This window comes from Marinobacter sp. (assembly GCF_052094685.1).
Lineage (GTDB): Bacteria > Pseudomonadota > Gammaproteobacteria > Pseudomonadales > Oleiphilaceae > Marinobacter.
Window position 1 is genome coordinate 1 of sequence record NZ_JBQDKB010000063.1, and the last position, 21,534, is coordinate 21,534.

Annotated in this window: 19 protein-coding genes; 8 read left to right on the plus strand and 11 right to left on the minus strand. The window is 53.5% G+C overall.

The window, feature by feature from the left end; all coding sequences use genetic code 11:
• A partial coding sequence (locus ACTH3S_RS12695) for a histidine phosphatase family protein (RefSeq protein WP_441809378.1) occupies positions 1 to 585 on the plus strand: 585 nt, incomplete at its 5' end.
• On the opposite strand, the gene cobU is transcribed toward ACTH3S_RS12695, so the two are convergent.
• Positions 566 to 1,081 carry a bifunctional adenosylcobinamide kinase/adenosylcobinamide-phosphate guanylyltransferase gene (gene cobU, locus ACTH3S_RS12700; protein WP_441809379.1) on the minus strand — a complete coding sequence of 172 codons (516 nt, stop codon included), beginning with the start codon at positions 1,079 to 1,081 and terminating at the stop codon, positions 566 to 568. The two genes, ACTH3S_RS12695 and cobU, sit on opposite strands and share 20 nt — an antisense overlap.
• A 65-nt stretch (positions 1,082 to 1,146) precedes the next feature.
• Entirely contained in the window at positions 1,147 to 2,265 is a 1,119-nt protein-coding gene (locus ACTH3S_RS12705) for a porin (protein WP_441809380.1), read from the minus strand.
• 264 nt (positions 2,266 to 2,529) lie between these two features.
• Between ACTH3S_RS12705 and ACTH3S_RS12710 the strand changes: the two genes are divergently transcribed.
• Entirely contained in the window at positions 2,530 to 4,404 is a 1,875-nt protein-coding gene (locus tag ACTH3S_RS12710; RefSeq protein ID WP_441809381.1) for a putative nucleotidyltransferase substrate binding domain-containing protein, read from the plus strand.
• Positions 4,397 to 5,125: a 3'-5' exonuclease gene (locus ACTH3S_RS12715; protein WP_441809382.1), complete on the plus strand. Its 729-nt coding sequence runs from the start codon at positions 4,397 to 4,399 to the stop codon at positions 5,123 to 5,125. Before ACTH3S_RS12710 ends, ACTH3S_RS12715 begins: the two co-directional genes overlap by 8 nt.
• Positions 5,126 to 5,129: 4 nt before the next feature.
• Here ACTH3S_RS12715 and msrB read toward each other — a convergent pair whose 3' ends face one another.
• From msrB to ACTH3S_RS12730, 3 genes are all read right to left on the minus strand, one after another.
• Positions 5,130 to 6,326 carry a peptide-methionine (R)-S-oxide reductase MsrB gene (msrB, locus tag ACTH3S_RS12720; RefSeq protein WP_441809383.1) on the minus strand — a complete coding sequence of 399 codons (1,197 nt, stop codon included), beginning with the start codon at positions 6,324 to 6,326 and terminating at the stop codon, positions 5,130 to 5,132.
• 103 nt (positions 6,327 to 6,429) lie between these two features.
• Positions 6,430 to 7,935: a sensor histidine kinase gene (locus ACTH3S_RS12725; protein WP_441809384.1), complete on the minus strand. Its 1,506-nt coding sequence runs from the start codon at positions 7,933 to 7,935 to the stop codon at positions 6,430 to 6,432.
• A gap of 6 nt (positions 7,936 to 7,941) precedes the next feature.
• The gene (locus tag ACTH3S_RS12730; protein WP_441809385.1) at positions 7,942 to 8,643 is read right to left on the minus strand and encodes a response regulator transcription factor; all 702 of its coding nucleotides are present in this window, start codon (positions 8,641 to 8,643) and stop codon (positions 7,942 to 7,944) included.
• A gap of 209 nt (positions 8,644 to 8,852) precedes the next feature.
• Here ACTH3S_RS12730 and ACTH3S_RS12735 point away from each other — a divergent pair, with 209 nt between their 5' ends.
• Entirely contained in the window at positions 8,853 to 9,443 is a 591-nt protein-coding gene (locus ACTH3S_RS12735) for a hypothetical protein (protein ID WP_441809386.1), read from the plus strand.
• A gap of 66 nt (positions 9,444 to 9,509) precedes the next feature.
• Here ACTH3S_RS12735 and ACTH3S_RS12740 read toward each other — a convergent pair whose 3' ends face one another.
• The 3 genes from ACTH3S_RS12740 to ACTH3S_RS12750 form a co-directional block, all read right to left on the minus strand.
• The gene (locus tag ACTH3S_RS12740; RefSeq protein WP_441809387.1) at positions 9,510 to 10,907 is read right to left on the minus strand and encodes a sodium-dependent transporter; all 1,398 of its coding nucleotides are present in this window, start codon (positions 10,905 to 10,907) and stop codon (positions 9,510 to 9,512) included.
• Positions 10,908 to 11,053: 146 nt separating this feature from the next.
• Positions 11,054 to 12,628 carry a methyl-accepting chemotaxis protein gene (locus ACTH3S_RS12745; protein ID WP_441809388.1) on the minus strand — a complete coding sequence of 525 codons (1,575 nt, stop codon included), beginning with the start codon at positions 12,626 to 12,628 and terminating at the stop codon, positions 11,054 to 11,056.
• A 111-nt stretch (positions 12,629 to 12,739) separates the two neighbouring features.
• Positions 12,740 to 13,612, minus strand: a complete 873-nt coding sequence (locus ACTH3S_RS12750) for a carboxylate/amino acid/amine transporter (RefSeq protein ID WP_441809389.1) — start codon at positions 13,610 to 13,612, stop codon at positions 12,740 to 12,742.
• A 162-nt stretch (positions 13,613 to 13,774) separates the two neighbouring features.
• Between ACTH3S_RS12750 and ACTH3S_RS12755 the strand changes: the two genes are divergently transcribed.
• Positions 13,775 to 15,178, plus strand: a complete 1,404-nt coding sequence (locus ACTH3S_RS12755) for an MATE family efflux transporter (protein ID WP_441809390.1) — start codon at positions 13,775 to 13,777, stop codon at positions 15,176 to 15,178.
• Here the strand turns inward: ACTH3S_RS12755 and ACTH3S_RS12760 are convergent.
• On the minus strand, positions 15,167 to 16,204 hold the full coding sequence (locus ACTH3S_RS12760; protein WP_441809391.1) for a GGDEF domain-containing protein: 1,038 nt from the start codon (positions 16,202 to 16,204) through the stop codon (positions 15,167 to 15,169). The genes ACTH3S_RS12755 and ACTH3S_RS12760 overlap by 12 nt on opposite strands.
• Before the next feature lie 241 nt (positions 16,205 to 16,445).
• On the opposite strand from ACTH3S_RS12760, the gene ACTH3S_RS12765 reads away from it, so the two are divergent.
• Complete coding sequence (locus ACTH3S_RS12765; protein ID WP_441809392.1) at positions 16,446 to 17,576, plus strand: HD-GYP domain-containing protein; 1,131 nt, start codon at positions 16,446 to 16,448, stop codon at positions 17,574 to 17,576.
• 29 nt (positions 17,577 to 17,605) lie between these two features.
• Here ACTH3S_RS12765 and fghA read toward each other — a convergent pair whose 3' ends face one another.
• Both fghA and ACTH3S_RS12775 read right to left on the minus strand, forming a co-directional pair.
• Positions 17,606 to 18,451, minus strand: coding sequence for an S-formylglutathione hydrolase (gene fghA / locus ACTH3S_RS12770; protein WP_441809393.1), 846 nt, complete (start codon positions 18,449 to 18,451; stop codon positions 17,606 to 17,608).
• 65 nt (positions 18,452 to 18,516) lie between these two features.
• Positions 18,517 to 18,948: a CBS domain-containing protein gene (locus tag ACTH3S_RS12775; RefSeq protein ID WP_441809394.1), complete on the minus strand. Its 432-nt coding sequence runs from the start codon at positions 18,946 to 18,948 to the stop codon at positions 18,517 to 18,519.
• 201 nt (positions 18,949 to 19,149) lie between these two features.
• Here ACTH3S_RS12775 and ACTH3S_RS12780 point away from each other — a divergent pair, with 201 nt between their 5' ends.
• Both ACTH3S_RS12780 and ACTH3S_RS12785 read left to right on the plus strand, forming a co-directional pair.
• A complete protein-coding gene (locus ACTH3S_RS12780) occupies positions 19,150 to 20,511 on the plus strand; it encodes an alanine/glycine:cation symporter family protein (RefSeq protein ID WP_441809395.1) in 1,362 nt (453 codons plus the stop codon).
• Between the two features lie 181 nt (positions 20,512 to 20,692).
• The gene (locus tag ACTH3S_RS12785; RefSeq protein WP_441809396.1) at positions 20,693 to 21,346 is read left to right on the plus strand and encodes a peroxiredoxin; all 654 of its coding nucleotides are present in this window, start codon (positions 20,693 to 20,695) and stop codon (positions 21,344 to 21,346) included.
• Positions 21,347 to 21,534: the final 188 nt, after the last annotated feature.

Below are 21,534 nucleotides of genomic sequence, written 5' to 3' on the forward strand. Positions count from 1 at the left end.
GGCGAGCCCGAAGGCGGGCCCATGTACCGTGGTAGCAAAGACGACCCGCTGAGCGAGGCCGGCTGGCAGCAAATGCGCGATGCGATTACCGAGATCGACACTTGGGATGCGATTGTCACCTCGCCCATGCTGCGCTGCGTGCACTTTGCTCAAGAGCTGGCAGATCGCTACGACATCCCCTTGCACAAAGATGAACGCCTTCGGGAGATCAACTTTGGGGAATGGGAAGGGCGCACTGCGGATGAAGTAATGGCCAGCGATGGCGAAAGGCTCAACCAATTCTGGGCAGACCCAGTGGCCTACACGCCACCAAGCGGTGAGCCAGCGGCAGACTTCAACCAGCGTGTTATTGAGAGCTGGCAGCACTGGCAACAAAAGTTTGCGGGCAAGAACGTGCTAATCGTTTGTCACGGCGGCGTGATAAGGATGATTATCGCAAACACCATGAACATCCCACTGCAGCATTCGTTCTCTAGCCTGAGCACTCCCTACGCCTGCCGCAGCAGAATTCAAGTAGACGCCTCAGAGCACGGACGGTTTCAAAGCCTTGTCGCCCACGGAGCGTTCACGGCTTTAACACCATAGGCAACCCGGCAACACTCATCACTACCTTGTCGCTCAGCGCGGCCAGTGACTGGTTCAGCCAGCCCAGTTCATCCGCAAACCGGCGGGTGAGCGGGTCCATCCCAATCGTACCCAGCCCCACTTCATTGCTGACAATTACCAGTTCGCCGGGATAACGGCTCACCTGTTCTAAAAACGCCTCCCGCTCCCGGGCAAAGGTTTCCTCACCCGCGTGCAACAAGTTACTCAGCCACAAACTCATGCAGTCCACTAAAAGGCAGGGCGCATTCTGGGCTTGTGCATGGGCAGCAAGCACCGTGGCCAGAGCAAGGGGTTCTTCCGCCAAACCCCAGGCAGATGGGCGCTGTTGCTGATGGCGCTGAATGCGGGCACACATCTCATCATCGCCCGCCGTTGCGGTAGCGAGGTACACCACTGAGTTATTTGTGTCGGAAGCCAGGCGCTCTGCAAGCGCGGTTTTACCGGAGCGGATGCCGCCAAGAACGAGGGTATGCATGATGTTTGGTTGTTTCTCTGAAAGCCAAACATCATGCTAACCGGCAGCCATGGCCAACGCAAAAATCAGAACTTAACGCGGGCGCCAGTCATTGCAATGTTAACATCATCGTAGCTGCGCTCTTTCGCACTCAACTGGTAGTTGTTGAACGAGGCATACATATCCAGCCACTTTGCTGGGGCGTACACGTAGCTCACGCCGTAGGCTTTCACTTCGCTGTCGGTTATAGCAGCTGGTGAGTATTCGGCCCGGTCGTCACCCATGGCGTGATGAATCGCGACTGAGTGCTTACCGGTTTTGTAGCCGGTTTTAACCATGTAAAACTGCGAGGCGCCCTTGTTACTGCCATCTTGGTTTGAGTAAACACCGGTTAGGTTAAAACCGCTGGTGTGCAACCAGGAAGCTGAACCCCCATATACGTCCACCTTATCAACCGCACCGCCCACATCTTTGCGTGAATAGCCAACACCGGCGACCAGCTTGCCAGCCAAGGGTAAGGTGACTTTCGCGGCCAGTTCGGTTACGTCGTCACTGCCGCCACCCATTTTGCTCTTATAGCCCTGGCTTACAGACACAGTCATCGGGCCAAACTTGGGGCTGTCGTAGCGTACACGGTCGTAACGCTGCTCAAAGTCCTGATTATGCAGGGCCTGAATTAGCTTTACGTCTTTGCTGGGGTCACCGTTTTTGGCTACAAATGGCAGAGCGCCGCCCATTAATCCGAGGTTGGAGAAAGCCGCCACCTTGGTTCCGGAGATGTCGATCTCGGTGTTGCCGTCTGCGGCACCAGAACCCTGCCCAACAGACACCTGGCCAAAATCACCAGCGACAAACACGTTGATATGGCGCTCTTCCAGGTCACCGTTTATTGAACGATTGCTCGGGGTAACCTTGCTTGAATCGTTATGTTGATACTCAAACTCCACATGGGTACCCACTCGCAAGCCAAGATCTTCCACTTCTTTGCTGATTTTTGCGCCAAAACGGCTGGAGGCGTACTTGTTGTCCACAATGTAGGTTTCGGAGCCACGGCCGGTATCGCCGTACATCACCGCCATGTTCACCCAGCCGTAGGTGTCTATGTCTAAGTCAGGTACTTCAACGGTTTTTGCGGAAGCCGATGTGGCGGCAAGGCTGCCACTTATCAGGGCAATGGCGATGCACAATTTGTGTTGTTGCTTCATAAGGAACACTCCGGGATATCAATCGCTAAAGTAGAACAACTCTGAATGAGTAGTAGGCTAACCATAGCTAGGCCAGCCCTCTCCCACTTGATCGGCATCAAGTTGTGCCGGCTTAGGTTTGCGCTCTAGGGATAAACACTTAGCAAATACCAAGTAAACCGTTCAACAGATTAAGCATAGCCTTTCGGCGTAGCCTTGGCCGCCCAACCGGCGGTTTCTGCTATAGTTTTGCCAAAGCGCTATTTATTTCATCCGGGAGACAGCATGCAGGCTGAACTGATCGATATCCGAAACCACCTTGTCCAGCATTCGCCGTTTAAAGATATGCCGGAGGAGCTGGTGAATCAGATCACTGCCAGCATTGAAATTAGCTATGTGCGGGCGGGAACCGAGATATTGGAAACAGGGCAGCCCAGCTCCCATATGTATTATTTGCGCAGCGGTGCTGTGGAAATTTTCCGTCGCTCCGGCGAGCTCTACAATCGGATAGGCGAGGGCGAAATTTTCGGCCAGTTTGGCTTACTGATGCAGCGGCAAGTGCGGTTTCCTGCCCGCGCACTGGAAGACAGCCTGCTTTATCGTGTGCCGGCTGACACGTTTCATTACCTGTTTGAAAACGATGAGAACTTTGCGGATTTTGTGGAAATAGAAGACCGCAGCCGTTTGCGCTCAGCGCTCTCACGTCGGGAAAAGTCCAACGAGCTGATGACCTCTCGCGTTACTCGGCTAATTTCCCGGAAAACGGTTTCTGCGCCGACAACCGTGCGACTGCAAGAAGCCGCTCGCATTATGACGGATAATGGCGTATCCGCTCTGCTGCTGATCGATGGAGAAGGCGACAGTGCACACCTTGCAGGCATTATCACCGACCGTGACCTGCGCACTCGAGCTGTGACCGAAGCACTGCCCTCTGAAACACCCGTTAGCGAAATCATGTCCGAAGGGCTGATCACCATACGTGCCAGCAGCTATATTTTTGAAGCCATGCTCACCATGCTGCACAACAACGTGCACCATCTTCCGGTGATAGATGGCCATGAAGTTCGGGGCGTGGTCGCGCTTGCGGATATTGTGAAGTATGAAAGCCAAAGCAGCCTGTACTTAGTGAGCAACATCTACCATCAGCAGCATGTAAAAGGCCTGAAAAAGATCAGCCGGGATGTCCGTGACAGTTTTGTGCGCATGGTCAACGAAGATGCCAACTCACACATGATCGGCAGTGCTATGGCCGGAATTGGCCGCAGCTTTACCCAGCGGCTGCTGGAGTTGGGAGAGGAAAATCTGGGCCCGCCACCCGTGCCTTACTGTTTCATGGCCCTGGGCTCAATGGCGCGGGACGAGCAACTGGTCGTAACAGACCAAGACAACGCCATGATTCTGGACGACAGCTTTATACCGGAAGAGCACGATGCGTACTTTTTAGCGCTGGCGAAGTTTGTGTCTGACGGCCTGGCAGAGTGCGGCTACACATACTGTACCGGGGATATCATGGCGACCAATCCGAAGTGGCGCCAACCTTTGAAAGTATGGCGGAGCTACTTTACCGATTGGATTGACAACCCAAAGGCAGAAGCCCTGCTAAACAGCAATATCTTCTTTGACTTGGATGGTATTTATGGCCGCACGGAGTTTGCAGAAGAACTCAAAGCCTTAGTCGCAGACAAAGCCAGCAACAGCCAGCGCTTTCTGACCATGATGGCGCGCAACGCCCTCAACCGGACGCCCCCCCTCGGTTTTTTCCGCACCTTTGTGCTCGAAGAAGACGGCAAACATCAAAAAACCTTCAACTTGAAGCGCCGGGGCACAGCGCCGCTGTCTGACCTTATCCGAATTCACGCTCTGGCTTGCGGTTCCCGGGCTCAGAACTCCTTCGAGCGTCTCAAGAGTATCGGCAAAACCAAACTAATCCTCGAAGACGATCTAGGCAACCTGAGAGACGCGCTTGAATTCATCTCTATTGTCCGTATCCGCCACCAAGCTCTGTCGCTCGAGGCGGGTGAGGAACCAGATAACAACGTGCGGCCAGAAGATCTGTCACCATTTGAGCGCAGCCATCTCAAAGACGCCTTCCAGGTTGTGAGCAATGCCCAGAAGTTTCTTAGATTCCGCTACAACACACAGGTGACCCGGCATGTCTGAGACCCCATCCGCGCCCGATGCGGTCAAAAGCCTGCCGTGGCCAGAACAGTACCAAGCCCTGGCAAGCAGTGCCCAAGCACCCATACTGAAAGCCTTCTATGAAGCCGGATGCGCCTCTCCAGAAACGCCGATATCTGAAATTTCCATGGTGGCTCTGGATTTTGAGACCACTGGCTTAGAAGCAGAAGCACACTCAATTGTTAGTATCGGGCTGGTGCCCTTTACATTGGATGCCGTTGCCCTTAGCCAGGCAAAGCACTGGGTGGTTCGCCCAAGGCTCCCCTTGCACCAAACGTCGGTGACCTTTCACGGCATCACCCACAGCGACATCAACGAAGCGCCAGATCTGTCGGATATACTCGAGGAAGTTTTCGCAAGCCTGAACGGCCGAATTCCGGTGGTTCATTTCCGGAATATCGAACGGCCGTTCCTTGATGTGGCGCTGCAGGCGCGTCTGAATGAAGGTATCCGCTTCCCGGTTATCGACACCATGGCCATTGAGGCACACCTACACCCAGATCGGCAGCCATCTTTCGTGCAGCGCATCATGGGTAAGCAATCGGTATCCATCCGCCTGGCAGACAGCAGAACGCGTTATGGGCTGCCTCACTATGCTGCCCATAACGCGCTCATTGATGCCATTGCCACTGCAGAACTACTGCAGGCACAGATCTGTCATCACTTCAGCCCGCAAACACCTATTGGCGAACTGTGGCTTTGATGCCCTATTGTGATGCCTGCACTGCATCAACCCAGTCGCCGTAGCCCGCATCCGCCATCTGCTCCAGAGGGATAAATTTCATGGCAGCAGAATTCATGCAATAGCGCAGGCCAGCTGGCGCTGGGCCATCGTTGAATACATGCCCTACGTGCGAATCCGCAAAGCGGCTGCGAATCTCTGTGCGCTTCATAAAGAACCCGTTGTCTTCTTTTTCCACCACCATGTCCTTGCTTAGTGGGCGGGTAAAGCTCGGCCAGCCAGTGCCCGATTTGTACTTGTCGCGGGATGAAAACAACGGCTCACCCGACACAATATCCACGTAGATCCCAGCGCGTTTGTTATCCCAGTATGGGTTGCTGAATGCCCGCTCGGTGCCATCGTTCTGCGTGACTTCATACTGAATGCTGGTAAGGCGCTGCTTCAGAGTTTCAGCGCCTGGTTTAACAAACGCCTCCGGATCAAACCCTTTATTGACACCAGAGCTGCTTACATCAGCACCCTCGTCAGCACTGCCAGCAGCCTTGTCATCAGGCTTGTACTGGCTGAAGTCCAGCTCATAGTCATCACCATACACATCCTCGATGAACTGATAGCGGCCTGAATTGAAGGTGTAAAACTTATAGCGCACCGGATTCTTTTTATAGTAATCCTGGTGATATTCCTCGGCTGGATAAAAGGTTTTCAGAGGGGTGATCTCGATCACCACAGGGTTGTCATAAATGCCTGAAGTCTGCAGTTCCTTTTTAGCGGCTTCCGCCAAGCGCTTCTGTTCAGGGTTCTGATAGAAGATCGCCGGGCGATACTGTTTGCCGCGGTCAACAAACTGACCCTTGTTATCCGTGGGGTTCATCATGCGCCAAAGGCCTTGGAGCAAGCCTTCATAAGTGATTTTGCTCGGATCATAGTAAACCTGCACAGCTTCTGTGTGGCCGGTGCGGCCTGAAGAAACCTGCTGATATGTTGGGTTGGGTTCGTCTCCGCCCGCGTAGCCAGAAACGGCCTCAACCACGCCGGGGATCTTCTCGTAACCGGATTCCACACACCAGAAGCAGCCGCCCGCAAAGGTTGCAACCTCAAGGCCGGGATCTGGAGGCGCATACTTATTGGCTGTACTTTTTTCAGCCGTAGCAACTGTGGCGTAGAAGGCTCCGGTGGCCGCTATAAGCAGCGCGGTGATCATTGCCAGTATATTTCGATTCATAACAACTCTCCTGAGAGCAGTGTTGCGAGTACCGTTGAAAGAAATGCTCAGTTGCCATCCTATCCCTGTGGTTTCACCAAAACGTTCCTTAATTCTTACGAATCTATAACGCTGTGGATTCTTTTGTCTCTGAATTAGCCAACGGTAACCAGAAACGGAACTTTGCACCTGCCCCAGGATGGCTTTCTACGGAGACGCAACCGTGCTGCAATTCCGCCATTCGACGGGCAATGGCAAGACCCAGGCCAGCATGCCCGTTACGACTCGCCCCAGGCGCCTGATAAAACGGGTCGAACACATGATCTATATCTTTCGGAGCAATGCCTGCACCTGAATCCAAAACACAAATTTCAACGCCGCCACTGTCCGTTGCCACGCTCAGCTTTACCTCTGCACCCTTCGTTGAATGATCTACGGCGTTGCCGATAAGGTTATCCAGAACTCGTTCGGTCATCGCAATATCTGCCAGCGCCATAACCGGCTGAGCATCGATTATTCTCAGCGCAACCCCCACCTGTTCTGCCTTCGGCCTGTGCTTTTGCACAATGTCATGCAGCAATTCCGCTGGCATAAACGGTTCTGCCAAGGGCTGACGTTCGCGGGCATCCAATGCGGCCAGCTCAAACAGTTCATCAACCAGTTTGCTCAAGCGAAGGGTTTCAGCGAGCGCCACATTCAGAAAGCGTCGGCGCTCGGCCGGGTTGAGCTCCTGCTGCTTCATGCCCAGCGTTTCCAGATAACCTTGAATAGACGCCAGTGGTGTACGCAAATCGTGTGACACTTGGGCTACCAGCTGGCGACGCTGATGATCCTTATCTTTGAGCAACTCCAGTTGGCCGGCAATACGCGCCGCCATTTGATCAAACCGGGCGGCCAGATAATCCAAATCGTCCCCGGGAACACCGGTTTTGTTTGCCACGTTCTTGTCGGGCGTATCTTCTTCACCTGCTTCAAAAGCTTCCACACGAGCAGTCAACCGTGACAGGCGTCTTGTCAGTAACCGGAAAAACACAAGGCCAGCCAGCAGCCCCACAATGAGGCTGATTGCCAACGCTCCTCCGCCCATTCGTAACAAGCGATCGCTGTGTACCATGCTTTCCGCAAAATCATACTCCTCGCCCCTCAGTACCACATACAGGTACCCAGTGGGCTGTTCTTCGCTGGGTACCGGAGTGACCGAGAACACCTTGTGCCGATCATGGCTACGCGGGTCATCACCCTGTATAGGGTAGGCGCTCGGGTTATTCAACAACCTGTGAATAGGTGCAAGTGACACATGTTTGCGCTTAATCTTGGCGGGATCGGCGGAATAGGAAAGAATGCGGCCGTCCTGATCCAGCAAGTAGATTTCGATGCTGGGGTTGATGTTCATATAAAGATCGAACAGGCGCTTCAGCTCGCTACGGTTAATTTTGCCATCGGCAACCAGGTTGCGGTCGGACACCAAATGGCTGGCCAAATCACGGTTAAGCGCCTGATTCACCGCCGCGCTGTACTCGCGTACTGAGTAAAGACTCAGAGCAGTAAATAGTCCACCAACAACTACTAACAACAAGAACAGGCCCAAGGCTAGGCGCGCATACAGGGTTTGAAACAGAGGGCGGGTCATAATAGCTCAGTCCAGAAACCGATAACCGACACCCCAGACCGTTTGCACGTAACGGGGTTCAGCAGCGTTGGTTTCGATCTTGTTTCGCAAGCGGTTGATGTGGGTATTCACCGTGTGTTCGTAGCCTTCGTGGTTGTACCCCCAGACAGCATCCAACAACTGAGCCCGGCTAAATACACGCCCGCGGTGACAAGCAAAATGCCAGAGCAGATCGAACTCACGCGCCGTGAGCTCCGCTTCAGTGCCATGTACAAACACGCGGCGCCGCACAGGGTCTATTTTGAGCCCGTCTACTTCCACTTCTTCAGCTTCCGCTTGTTCAGGGGTGCTTGAAGAGAGCGCATCCACTCGCCGAAACAAGGCTTTGATGCGCGCAGCCAGCTCCGCCACGCTGAAGGGTTTTATCAAGTAGTCGTCCGCGCCCATTTCCAGACCAAGTACCCTGTCCAGCTCCGTGCTTTTAGCGGTCAATATAAGTACCGGCACATACCCCGGGACCCCACGAATTTCCCTGCACACCGATAGGCCATCCAGCCCCGGCAACATCAGATCAAGAACAACCAAATCAATGCCGCCTTGGCGAAACCGCTCAAGGCCGTCATCCCCTCGCGCCACGAGAACCGGCGCCATATCCAAATCCTTGACCTGCATGCTCACCAACTCGCCGATTCCCGGATTGTCTTCAATGATCAGTACCGTTCGTGTCATGGTGCTCCGACCCATTTGTCTGTGCTGCGCAACCAGTTCGTTAGGCTGACATTCTTCATGCAGTCTAACGTGAAAACTTCACAAATCTGTCACACCGGGCAATTCATAACAGATGCACGGGCGCTTGGCAGTTTGTTCAGTTTGAGCCTACGCTAAATAGGCTTCCAAATGGATGGAACCTGAAACCTGCCACAAGAAAGGAGATCCGTATGAACTTTCTTAGTTCCCAACAGACTATCCTGCACTACCGCCAGATGACGGTCGTTCTGGCACTCATGCTGTCTCTAGTATCATTTAGTGCCCACGGGGAGAAGCTAACGGATAACACAATCCGCTCCTTCATTACGACTCTGGAAAAAGCTCAAGCCCTGGAGTCAGAGCTTGAGGACCTGAACAACAAGGAAAACATAGAAAGCATTGATCTTTCGAAGATTTTTTCCTCTTCCGTTGAGAGGCTAAAAGGCGAGGACGCCTACGATCGTCTGGAAGACCTGGTGCAAGACAATGGCTTCAACAATCTGGACGAATGGGCCGCCACCGGCGACCGTATTTACAGTGCTTGGATGGCCATTGAAATGGCAGACCAAAGCCCCGAGCTCAATCAGGAAATGAAAAGCGCGATGGCTGAGCTCGAGAACAATCCGAACATGAGTGAGCAGCAAAAAGCCCAAATGCGATCGATGATGGAAGCGGCTCTTGGTGTTACACAGATGGCCAACGAAGCGCCTCCCGCCGACATTGAAGCCGTTAGGCCCCATGTAAAGGCGTTGAAAACCATCACGGATAACAACGGAAACTGACGTCTCAAGGCACAAAAAAACCCGGAACGCATCGCTGCCTTCCGGGTTTTCTGTTTTCCGATGCTATTACGCTAGCAGGTTGTAAACAAATACGATCACAACTGCCACCGGCGTGCCAAAACGCAGCCAGTTCAACCACAAGGCAAATGAGCCATCGCTCATCTTAAGATCTGCTTTCAGGGATTCTTTGGCAACAAACCAGCCCACAAAGATCGCCGTTAGCAAGCCCGACAGTGGCAGCAGGATGTTGGCCGTGAAGAAGTCGAGTAGATCAAAAATGGTTTTGCCTTCAAAGCGAGCGAACATATCAAGCGGCGCGAAATCGGCCCATACGTTCAACGACAAAATAGAAGCAATACCCAGGAGCCAGCACAACACGCCGACAACAATGGCGCTGCCCGCGCGCTCCATATTGCTGTTTTCTTCTACCCACTCAACCACCGGCTCAAGCAGGGAGATGCCGGATGTCCAGGCAGCAAACAGCAACAATACAAAGAACAAGGTACCAAACAGGCCACCCATGGGCATGTTGCCAAACGCCAGCGGCAGCGTCTGAAAGATCAGGCCAGGGCCCGAACCCGCTTCAAGACCATTGGCGAACACCACGGGGAAAATCGCAAGGCCGGCAAGCAACGCCACAACGGTATCCATCAGCGCTATGCTAACGGCCGTACGCCCAACGGGTATGTCGCGCCCAAGGTAAGAGCCATAGGCCATCATAATGGCCATACCCAAACTGAGGGTGAAGAACGCGTGGCCCAGAGCAATCAGCACACCATTGATCGTTAATGCCTTAAAGTTAGGCGTAAACAGGAAACTAACCGCTTCACCAAAGTGGCCCGTGGTGGTGGCGTAACCAACCACGATCAGCAGCAGCACGAACAGTGCGGGCATCAAGATAGTAACTGCACGCTCCAGGCCACCTTTCAGGCCCTGAGAGACCACAAGAATAACCAACGCCATAAACAGCGTATGCCAGGCTAGCAGCTGTTTCGGGCTTGCCAGAAGCTCACTGAACAGATTGCCGATGGAGTCTGCAGTGCCGCCAGCAAAATCACCCGTCGCCGCATGGCCAATATACGAAGCTGCCCAGCCACCGATAACAGAGTAGAAGGACAGAATCGCAAAGGCGGCAATCATCCCGATAACCGCTGAAATGCGCCATGCCGGGGAGCTGAGATTACGCTCTGCAACCAGGCGCATACTGCCAATAGGGTTATGGCGGCCACTACGGCCTATGTATATCTCTGCCATCATGATGGGAACACCAATAACAGCAATACACAGCAGGTAAACCAGAACGAAGGCACCGCCCCCGTTTTCACCTGTGATATAAGGAAACTTCCACATATTGCCAAGGCCAACGGCAGAGCCGGTTGCGGCAAGTATAAAAGCAAAGCGGGAAGACCATAGGCCGCGAGACGCCCCGGAGTCGTTACCCGAGGCCGAATTTGACTGAGTCATGTCTTGTTCCTGTGCTTGTGGCTAAGGAATCGAAAAAGTTGAAGCCACGGGTATTCCCAAGGCAATTGGGAGGAGATTCTGCCAGCACTGGCCTGGGGATGCCAGCGCCGACAACAAACTGGCGCCGGGTTCCCGGCAAGCAACACTCAATCGCTTTTTCTGAGAAAGCGAGAAACCAGATCGTTCAGCCCACGGGACATAGCACTCAAGCTATCACTGCTCTGCTTAGCAGAAGAAGCTTGCACTTCGCTGTGGTCCGCCAGCTCAGCGATATTGATAATCTGGTGGTTAATTTCCTCGGATACTTGATTTTGTTCCTCAAACGCGGCCGACATACTGATGAAACTGTCAGAAATCGCTTTGATGGACGTAACAATATCCCGCAGGGAGCTCTCGGCCTCGCGCACTTTTTCCAGCCCTTGACCCGCAACTGTCTCCCCGTCTCGCGTGGCCTGAACGGCCGAATCCACCTGCACACGAAAGTCGTCAATGACATCCTGAATGCGCACAGTTGATTCCCGGGTACGGCTGGCTAACGAACGTACCTCGTCGGCAACGACGGCAAACCCACGGCCCTGCTCACCCGCACGGGCCGCTTCAATGGCCGCATTCAGAGCCAGCAGGTTAGTCTGCTCTGCAATCTCGGAGATCAGACTGGCCGCCTCGCCAATGCTCTTAGTGGACTCACCCAGCTTGCTTATAGCTTGGCCAATTCCATTCACACGTGTAACCAGCTGTTCAATTGCAACCAAGGCCTCCGAGCTACGCTCACTGCCAATAACCGCAAGGCGGTCGGCCTCCTCGGCTTCCCGGGCATTGCCCAGCATAGCCGCTGTCACTTCTTGAATGGATGCCGTCATTTCGGTGATGGCCGAGGCTGTCTGGTCGGTTCCAGCACGCTGTCGGCCAATGGCTTCTGCACCACCACTGATATAGTCGTAGGAAGCCCGGGCCTGCTCATAGAGCAACTCTGCCTGATCATCTATACGGGCAAGCGCGGTGCGAATCCGCGCATCCTCACTGACCAACAACAATGTCAGTTGCGAGAAAAGCCCCGACTCATCACTGTATGTGCGAGCGATGACCGGGTCGTGAAAAGCACCCGGACGAAGTTCCAGAAGGCGCTTCAGCCTACCCGTTAATGATTTCAGCAAGAGCGCGCCACCCAACAGGTGGCCGATTACGATCAGCCCTGCAGCCACCCAGTGTTTCTCAAAACCAAGCGCTACCAAGCTTAGAACCAGTGACAAGACTAGAGGCCACCCGGAGGTCATCACCGGCGCGAGGCGGTTACGGGCACTCAGGCCCGTTTTTTCAACTGCAAGGCGCGCATAGAGCTTCTCAGCCCGGGCCACGTCGTCCCGGGTTGGCTCGACCCGAACGGACTCATAACCCACCATCTGCCCGTTTTCTCGGATAGGAGTGACGTAAGCACTCACCCAGTAATGATCACCACTTTTTGCCCGGTTTTTAATCACCCCCATCCAAGCTTTGCCCGCACGAAGGTATTGCCACATGTCTCTGAATACCGCCTGAGGCATATCTGGGTGGCGAATGATGTTGTGGGCTTGGCCAACCAATTCGTCTTCTGGGAAGCCACTTATCTCTGCGAATTCGTCATTGCAGTAGGTGATCACACCCTTTAGGTCAGTGGTCGTAATCAGCCTACCGCCCTTGCGCATTTTAACTTCACGCTGGGTTACGGGTAGATTCTTTCGCATATCGTTATCCGTTACTCATTGTGGACAAAGGGGTATAACCGTTGCCCCACAATATAGGCCCCTATCTACTATTGATATTCATCAAACGTATAAATAAGTAACAGGTTTTATCTATGCCGCTCCGACCAGCCGAGCACGGGGATGAAGGCGTGCGTTCACCCACAGTGACAGGGCTAAAACGGCGCCGCCTATGGCAAGCCGCAACAGATCGGCGTCCCGGCTCCAGATCAGCAGGTTTACCAGCAACCCAGCTGGCACCAAAACGTTGTTCATAATGGCGAGTGTGCCTGCATCCACTTTGCAGGCGCCGCGATTCCAAAGGAACAGACCAAGCCCGGAGGCGGCCAACCCCAACCAGGTTAAAATACCCCATTGCATCGCCGTAGTAGGCAGGCGATCTGCATTGCCGAATATCATGAAAGACGGCAACGCGATAATCAACGCACCGATAAAGAAGTAGCCAAATGTGCGATACGCGGGGATATCCACCGGATAGCGCCGCATAACGTGTTTATAACCAACCTGGCCTGCAGCAAAGGTGAAGTTTGCAATCTGCAGCAACAAGAAGCCGGTAATAAAATCCTCACTCAGGCCGTCATAACGAATGATGCCAGCGCCGAGCGTAGCTATCGCGGCGGCCACCAGTGCAACCGGGGAAAAGCGACGGAATAGGGCATCGTCAATCAAGGTGACGTAAAGTGGCGTGAATATGGTGAACAGCAGCACTTCCGGAACTGTCAAATAACTGAACGAGCGGTAAAGGCACAGATAAGTAATACCGAACTGCAGCATACCCGTGACCAGAACACCCAGCCGGAGCCCACCAGGTACGCCGCGCCAACGGGTAAATGGCAGAAAGATCAGTGTCGCCAGTAACACGCGGCTAAGTACCGCAAAATCGCTGTCTACCTGGCCGGCGAGAAACTCTCCAATCAAGCTGAAAGAAAAAGCCCAGAGTATGGTTACGAAAACCAGTAATCCCATAGTGACTGCCATCTGTATGAATTAGGACGTGTACTTTAGCGGTTTTTTAGGTTGGTTTCAGTGTCCCTGAGTGGCAATTCCCTATGACATACACTATTGCAACCCGGTAGCATGCTCAGCCCCCAAATAAATCATCAGCGCCAGCCCCTCGGATAGCACACTATGGACGAAGCCCACCAGCCACTTCCGGAAGTCCGCAAGCCTCTCGTTTCGCGCACGCTGATCGAATGGAAGACCCTGGCAATACTCGGTGGGCCGATTCTGATTGCCCAGATAGCCCAAATGGCCAACGGCGTTATCGATACTGTTATGGCGGGCCATGCCAGCGCGGAAGACCTTGCAGGTGTGGGCATCGGCAGCAGCCTCTGGATGCCATTGTTCCTGTTTTTTATGGGGATGCTTGGGGCATTGCAGCCGATTATTTCGGGGTACAACGGTGCCCGCACGCCAGAAAAGATCATGCCAGCCACCTGGCAGGGGTTATACATCGCCGGGGCTGGCGCAATCATCATGATTTTGTTGCTTACCAACGTGCATCTGATTCTGGAAGGGTTGAACCTGGAAGCAAACACGGCGCGCATTACCCAAGGCTACCTGAACGCTTTTGCCTGGGGCATTCCCGCCCTATTGCTGATGACCGCACTTCGTGGACTAACCGACGGCTTGGGACACACCCGAGTGATTATGGCGTTCTCGGTGCTGAGCACACTGATTAACTTGCCGCTCAACTATATTTTCATCTACGGCAAGCTTGGGCTGCCGGCCATGGGCGGCATTGGCTGCGGCTGGGCGACGTCTATTTCCAACGGCTTTGCGGCTATCGCTCTGCTGATCTACCTGAACCGAAGCAAGCTCTACAAGCAGTTTCACCTGATTGGCAGCTGGACAAAACCCAACATTCCTCTGATTCGCTACATCCTGAGTGTAGGCATACCCATTGGGTTCACCATCTTTGTGGAAGCCAGCATGTTCTCGGTGATTGCGCTGTTTCTTGCGCCACTGGGGCCGGTGGTGGTGGGCGGTCACCAGATAGCCCTGAATGTGGTGTCACTGCTGTTCATGCTGCCGTTAAGTATCGGTATGGCACTTACGTTACGGATCAGCTTTCTTATCGGTGCCAGGGCACCGGACACGGCTCGGTTAATTGCCCGAAGCTCGCTGATTTTGGCTGCGGCTACGGCTCTGGTTTTCGCCGCTCTCCTGTTTGTGTTCTCACAGGGTATTGCTGCGCTCTATACCAGCGACGCGAACGTTCAGGCGGTTACTGTGCGGCTATTGATGTTCGCCGCCATTTTTCAGGTGGCGGATGTGATTCAGGTTGCCTGCATCAGCGCCCTGCGAGGCTATAAAGATACTGGTATCCCCATGTTGATTATGTTGTTTTCGTTCTGGGGTGTGGGGTTACCGTTGGGCTATACCTTGGCATTTACCGATTTGATTGCGCCTGCCATGGGCGCAGCAGGTTTCTGGGTGGGGCTTACAGGAGGCTTGGCGTCGGCCAGTGTGTTGCTGGGTTGGAGGCTGTTTCGTTATCGCCCGAAAATCTGCGGACCGTTAATTGGTTAGCTCGGCGCTACCAACAGGCAAGCCTGTGTCAGCCGCTGGCATATTCTCTGAAAATACGATCCGGTCACGGCCGGTTTCCTTGGCCTCATACATTGCCGCATCCGCTCGCGCCACCCAGTTCTCTACGCTTTCGTCACGCCTGAGCAGTGCCGCTCCAAACGACGCGGTTATCGCGACACCACGGCACCTCAAATTCTTGCGCAGAATCTGCTGAAAATTATTCACTGTCAGTCTTAGGCTATTGCCATCAACCCCGGACAACAAAAGAACAAATTCTTCTCCGCCATAACGGAAAAGCTGATCCGTCTTACGTATCCGTTGCTGAATTAACGCAACCAAACTAAGCAACACCTCATCACCAACACTATGCCCGTACTCATCATTTATTTTTTTAAAATGATCAATGTCCATCATGACCACCGCATAGGATCTACCTGTGCGCACCGCATCAGCTAAAGCCAAGTTCAGTCCCGCATCCATCGAGCGACGATTTTTCACCCCCGTCAAAGGGTCAATGGTAGCTAAAAGCTCCAATTTTTCACGGTGATGATCGTTGCGGAACGCAAACACGTAAGCACAGACACTGGTCATGACGGTGGTGGCAAAAAAAGACCACATATGAACCGAAGACTGAAAGCCGTCGTTCTGAATTATCATTGCGGAGGCAATTGCAACCAAATTCACCAACACGGCACCGCGAGAGCGAACAAGAAAAAACGATGCCATCAAACAAGGGTACAGCCAAAAAAACCCTGCTTTACCAGCAACTCCGGCAGCAATCGCACCGCAACATATAACGAAAGCCAAAACGAAGCCGCTACGCTGAGTGTCACCGGTTATCCAGGCGTAAAACATGCCGCTGGCAATACAGATCAAAATAAGCACATCGACAATGCCGGCGATTAGATTACCTTGAAGGAAGCGCATGACGGCAAACGGCGTAATGCCAAGAAACGCACACGCGCCCAGCAAAGTAATAATCGATAATCGAAAGTCTGTCCTAAGACGGTTCAACATACTTGTCATTTCATTACCCGGCGAAAACGAACACGCCTCTCCAGCATAAGTCAGATAGCATAATAATGGTCATTTTCTACGTTTCTTAACAAAATGACCGCAAAATGTCATCAATAACGTAGATTTTCGGTGAATTTACTCTTCTTACTCTTCGGATGGGTAGCTCTGACAAATCATTTACCTTTACTATGGTCATAACCAGCCATAACTGTGCTCAAACTATACATACTTTAAAGGATTCAAAGGGATTTTGAGTGAACTCGTTCGAATAGCCCCTGGCGCATTAATCATAGGCCACCCACTGCCATGGGACGTGTATGACGCCGACGGCAACGTACTGCTGTGCCAGGGCTATGTGATACAGACCGATTCACAGCTCGAACAGCTATTTGAACGTGGCCTTTTCAAACCACGAATGATTGAAGCGCCCCAGGAAGACAGCGCGGCATCCGATAATGAAGCCGAATGCAACCCGTTTGCACGTTACCCCGATTATCTCCGCGCCCTTGAAAAAGCGTTGGCTGCAATCGCCAGCGGCGAACCAGAATCCCGAAAGCAGATACAGGATCTGGCACACGATGTGGAGCAGGCTTGTATACACTCACCCGATTCCAGTTTGGCGCTAATACACCTGTACTCCGTTGGCCCGACCATCCACGAACAGATTATTTTTTACGCCATACTCTGCCAGCTCATCGCCCGGCAATTCGGGCTTGATGAACAGCGCATCCCGATACTTACAGAAGCCGCCCTGAGCGCAAATCTTGCCTTGGTGCCGATTGCCGACAAGTTGAACGCCTTCAACAAAATCCTGAGCAGTGAGCAAAGAAACGTGATTCGCAAGCATCCGCAGCGAAGCATTCGTGCTTTGAAGGCAGTGGGCATTGATAACAGCCTGTTGTTTACCATCATTGCGCAACATCACGAACAGGCAGACGGCAGCGGTTATCCAGAGGGGCTGAGCGGCGCAGACATCCGTCCCGAAGCAGAAATTCTTGCGCTGGCAGAACGCTACGTCGCCATGATCACAAAACGCGCTTACCGTAAGCGGATGAACGCAACAGCGGCACGCAAACTGATAGCCAACCTGGCAGACGGCACCTTCCGGCCAGCGCTTCCCAAAGCCCTGCTCCAAGTTCTAGGCGAATACCCGCCTGGAACCCTGGTGCGGCTGGAAAACAACGAAATTGGCGTAATTACGGGTAGGCCAGTGCGAGCTCGCGGGCCCTTTGTGCAGGTTGTATTCGATTCTTCAGGCAACAGAGATGACACCTGCCAAGAACGTGATACCAACATGCCCGGCTTCAATATATTGGCGGTAGAAGAACCAGACATCATGCCATCCATGAATTTCAGCCAAATCTGGGGCTTTCCGAACTGATCGGGTCAGCCCCGGATTTGGTGAATCGCTTAGCTTAAGCCCAAGGCCTTGGCATGGTGATTCAGGTGATCATCAATAAATGAAGCGATGAAGAAATAGCTGTGATCGTAGCCCTCTCGCATACGCAGATCGATGGGGTGGCCGTGTTCATCACACGCCTCCACTAAAGCTTCTGGATTAAGCTGACTATCCAGAAAATCATCTGCCGTACCCTGGTCAATCAACAGTGGCAATCGCTCACTCGCGCCCGGGATCAGTAACGTGGCGTCCCACTCTTCCCAGCTCGCCCGGTCAGTACCGAGGTACCCCTTGAATGCCTTCTCTCCCCAGGGGCATTTGGTGGGGTGGGCAATAGGCGCAAAAGCCGACACCGAGGCATAACGGCCCGGATTACGGAGTGCGCACACCAGAGCACCATGGCCACCCATGGAGTGCCCACTAATACCGCGCTTGTCGGTTAGCGGCAGCTCGCTTTCAACCAGTTGCGGAAGCTCCTTCACCACGTAATCGTACATGCGATAGTGCGGCGCCCAAGGCTGTTGCGTGGCATTGATATAAAAGCCGGCGCCACTTGCGAAATCGTAGCTGTCGTCTTCGCCAGGCAGGTTAACACCGCGAGGGCTGGTGTCCGGGCAGATAATCGCCATACCCAACTGGGCCGCCTGTTTCTGAGCACCGGCCTTTTGCATGAAATTCTGATCATTGCAGGTCAACCCGGATAACCACCAAAGCGCCGGCACTTTTTGCGGGCTTGGCCCCACGGCAGCCGGCGGTAGATACACGGCAAATTCCATGGTGCACTCAAGCGTGGCAGATGTGTGGCGATATCGGCGGTGTTCCCCGTCAAAACTGACGTTGGTGGATAGCAGTTCCATAATGTCCTCTGCAGCATACGGATTGAGAGTGTACGGTTGAAGAATACGGCTTAAGAGCACGATAATTAGTCGTCGGCGCCTGAGCGTTTCGAAAACTCAACACCACACCCAGCACGGGCCAGCTCTACCAGCACAGCGGTGCGTGTGACGATACCGATGAGTTTTCCGTTCTCCACGACGGGATACACTTTTGGTTTTCCCGCGCCGAGCATCTGGGCGAGATCTACAATCGCCGTCCCAGGTGAAATAGTCAAAGGCTCACGGAACATAACATCGTCTACAATCGGATCGCCCTCACAGTGGTAACTGCTCACCAGCAATGCATGAATGCAGTCTTGTTCAGACACAAAACCCAGCAAATGCCGATTTGCATCAACCACTGGTAGCCCGGAGATGTGATTCTCCAGCAGCGCCTTCACCACTTCCGTAAGCGGCGTTCCGCAACGAACGGGCGCGATATGATTGGACATGACATCAGAAACTCTAAGCGCGCTCATGGATAGCCCTTCCCTTTTTGGATAGTCCGGTGGCAGATACCAACCGAAGCCCTACACTGTAAACATAGGCAATAGGCTCTAAATCCTCCAATTTTCCGAGCTTGGCAGTTTACACCTTGCCATATCCAACTAAACTCAGTCAGTTACAACCCTTACGGGTATAACCACAACATCAAACTATGGCAAAAACAGGGGAATCCCATGGAAGCCATTGAAAACATTATAGGTCAAATCAACGGACTGGTCTGGGGCCCACCCATGCTGGTGCTGATTCTGGGTGTCGGTCTGTTTCTCAGCCTCGGCTTAAAGCTCATGCCAATACTCAAGCTTGGGGCCGGCCTACGCCTGATGTGGGGTGGCCGCAAAGCAACCGGTGCAGAATCCGATGGTGAAATTCCGCCATTCCAAGCGTTAATGACAGCGCTCGCAGCAACAGTCGGAACAGGTAACATCGCCGGTGTCGCGACCGCTGTTTTCCTCGGTGGCCCAGGCGCGTTGTTCTGGATGTGGTTAACTGCGCTGGTAGGCATGGCCACCAAGTACTCCGAAGCGGTACTCGCTGTGCGCTTTCGTGAAGTAGATGAGCGCGGCTCTCATGTCGGCGGGCCCATGTATTACATTCGTAACGGGCTTGGTAAAAAATGGGCTTGGCTGGGTGTGCTGTTTGCTATTTTTGCCGCCATCGCAGGGTTTGGCATTGGCAACACAGTGCAGGCCAACTCGGTTGCAGATGTTATGGAAACCACATTTGGCCTGCCACACTGGATCTCAGGCGTTATTCTGATGGTACTGGTAGGCATGGTGCTCATTGGCGGTATTCGCCGCATCGGTCAGGTAGCCAGTGCTCTGGTTCCTCTCATGGCCGTGTCGTATCTGATAGCAGGCCTGGTCGTGCTGGCACTGAACGTTGCTGACATTCCTGCTGCTTTTGGTCTGATTTTTGAGCATGCGTTCAGCCCCATCGCCGCCGAAGGTGGCTTTGCCGGTGCGGCCGTGTGGGCTGCCATCCGGTTTGGTGTCGCCCGAGGTGTCTTTTCCAACGAGGCCGGCCTGGGCTCTGCACCTATAGCCCATGCCGCCGCGCAAACCAAGAACCCGATCAATCAGGGTCTGGTGGCCATGCTGGGCACCTTTATCGACACCATCATTATTTGCACCATCACGGGTTTGGTTATCATTACCTCTGGTGTCTGGACATCCGGAGAATCTGGCGCGGCACTAACCTCCATGGCGTTTTCGAAGGCCCTGCCCGGGGTGGGTGATTATGTAGTAGCCGTTGCTCTGGCGGTGTTTGCTTTCACCACCTTGCTTGGCTGGTCATTCTACGGTGAACGCTGCGTCGAGTTTCTGTTCGGTGTGAAAGCCATAACGCCTTACCGCGTGGCTTGGGTTCTCGCTATTCCTCTTGGCGCAACGGTAAATCTAGGCCTCATCTGGCTGGTGGCCGACACGCTGAACGCCATGATGGCACTGCCCAACCTTATTGCTCTTATCTTCCTCAGCCCAGTGGTATTCAAGCTAACTAAAGAGCATTTTGAACGGGAAAAGGCTGTCGGGCTGTGATACGGCAACCGCTTTAACCGATGGTCAACAGGCCAATGCCGGATGAGGTGAGTCAACTAGCCCTTGCAATCCCATCATCCGGCACCAATGATTCTCGTATACACTCAACAAATAGATCTGGCAGCCAGCCTGCCGGAACTTCAAACGGCGTCAAGAGAAGTCGCATCAAAGGAGAGCGAATATGAGTTTACGTTTAGGGGATACCGCACCGGATTTCGAACAAGATTCCAGTGAAGGCAAAATTTCGTTCCACGAATGGCTGGGTAATGGCTGGGGGGTGCTGTTCTCTCACCCTGCAGACTTCACTCCAGTATGCACAACGGAACTTGGCCTGACTGCAAAGCTTAAAGATCAGTTTGCTGAGCGCAATGTTAAAGCCATCGCACTGAGCGTTGATCCTGTTGATTCCCACCACGAGTGGATCAAAGACATCAACGAAACCCAGGGCTGCGCAGTGAACTTCCCGATCATTGCCGACCATGACGGCAAGGTTGCTGAACTGTACGACATGATCCACCCCAACGCCGACAGCACACTGACTGTGCGCTCGCTGTTTGTGATTGATCCGAACAAAAAAGTTCGCCTGATCATCACTTACCCAGCCAGCACCGGCCGTAACTTCAACGAAGTGCTTCGGGTGATTGATTCCCTGCAGCTGACCGACGACCACAAAGTCGCCACCCCGGGCAACTGGGAACGTGGCGGAGACGTGGTTATTGTGCCGTCACTGCAAGATGAAGACGAAATCAAGAAGCGCTTCCCGAAAGGCTATAAGGCGGTGAAATCCTACCTGCGGATGACACCAGACCCAACAGCTAACTGGAGCGGTGATTGATCACCAGCGCCAAGTACTGAGTACAGAAAGCGCTGAGTACAGACAGTATTGAATGCAAAAGGCCGGGCAGCGAAAGCTGCCCGGCCTTTTTGTTGCCTGCATTTGAGATCATGCCCGGTACCCCCGGGCTCTAATCAGAATGCCGGAACAACGGCACCTTCATACTTCTTCTTGATGAACTCACGAAC

Bases quoted from the DNA above. Each gene is read 5' to 3' on its own strand.
- cobU (WP_441809379.1), bottom strand. From the start codon at position 1,081: ATGCATACCCTCGTTCTTGGCGGCATCCGCTCCGGTAAAACCGCGCTT.
- ACTH3S_RS12705 (WP_441809380.1), bottom strand. From the start codon at position 2,265: ATGAAGCAACAACACAAATTGTGCATCGCCATTGCCCTGATAAGTGGC.
- ACTH3S_RS12710 (WP_441809381.1), top strand. From the start codon at position 2,530: ATGCAGGCTGAACTGATCGATATCCGAAACCACCTTGTCCAGCATTCG.
- ACTH3S_RS12715 (WP_441809382.1), top strand. From the start codon at position 4,397: ATGTCTGAGACCCCATCCGCGCCCGATGCGGTCAAAAGCCTGCCGTGG.
- msrB (WP_441809383.1), bottom strand. From the start codon at position 6,326: ATGAATCGAAATATACTGGCAATGATCACCGCGCTGCTTATAGCGGCC.
- ACTH3S_RS12725 (WP_441809384.1), bottom strand. From the start codon at position 7,935: ATGACCCGCCCTCTGTTTCAAACCCTGTATGCGCGCCTAGCCTTGGGC.
- ACTH3S_RS12730 (WP_441809385.1), bottom strand. From the start codon at position 8,643: ATGACACGAACGGTACTGATCATTGAAGACAATCCGGGAATCGGCGAG.
- ACTH3S_RS12735 (WP_441809386.1), top strand. From the start codon at position 8,853: ATGAACTTTCTTAGTTCCCAACAGACTATCCTGCACTACCGCCAGATG.
- ACTH3S_RS12740 (WP_441809387.1), bottom strand. From the start codon at position 10,907: ATGACTCAGTCAAATTCGGCCTCGGGTAACGACTCCGGGGCGTCTCGC.
- ACTH3S_RS12745 (WP_441809388.1), bottom strand. From the start codon at position 12,628: ATGCGAAAGAATCTACCCGTAACCCAGCGTGAAGTTAAAATGCGCAAG.
- ACTH3S_RS12750 (WP_441809389.1), bottom strand. From the start codon at position 13,612: ATGGGATTACTGGTTTTCGTAACCATACTCTGGGCTTTTTCTTTCAGC.
- ACTH3S_RS12755 (WP_441809390.1), top strand. From the start codon at position 13,775: ATGGACGAAGCCCACCAGCCACTTCCGGAAGTCCGCAAGCCTCTCGTT.
- ACTH3S_RS12760 (WP_441809391.1), bottom strand. From the start codon at position 16,204: ATGACAAGTATGTTGAACCGTCTTAGGACAGACTTTCGATTATCGATT.
- fghA (WP_441809393.1), bottom strand. From the start codon at position 18,451: ATGGAACTGCTATCCACCAACGTCAGTTTTGACGGGGAACACCGCCGA.
- ACTH3S_RS12775 (WP_441809394.1), bottom strand. From the start codon at position 18,948: ATGAGCGCGCTTAGAGTTTCTGATGTCATGTCCAATCATATCGCGCCC.
- ACTH3S_RS12780 (WP_441809395.1), top strand. From the start codon at position 19,150: ATGGAAGCCATTGAAAACATTATAGGTCAAATCAACGGACTGGTCTGG.
- ACTH3S_RS12785 (WP_441809396.1), top strand. From the start codon at position 20,693: ATGAGTTTACGTTTAGGGGATACCGCACCGGATTTCGAACAAGATTCC.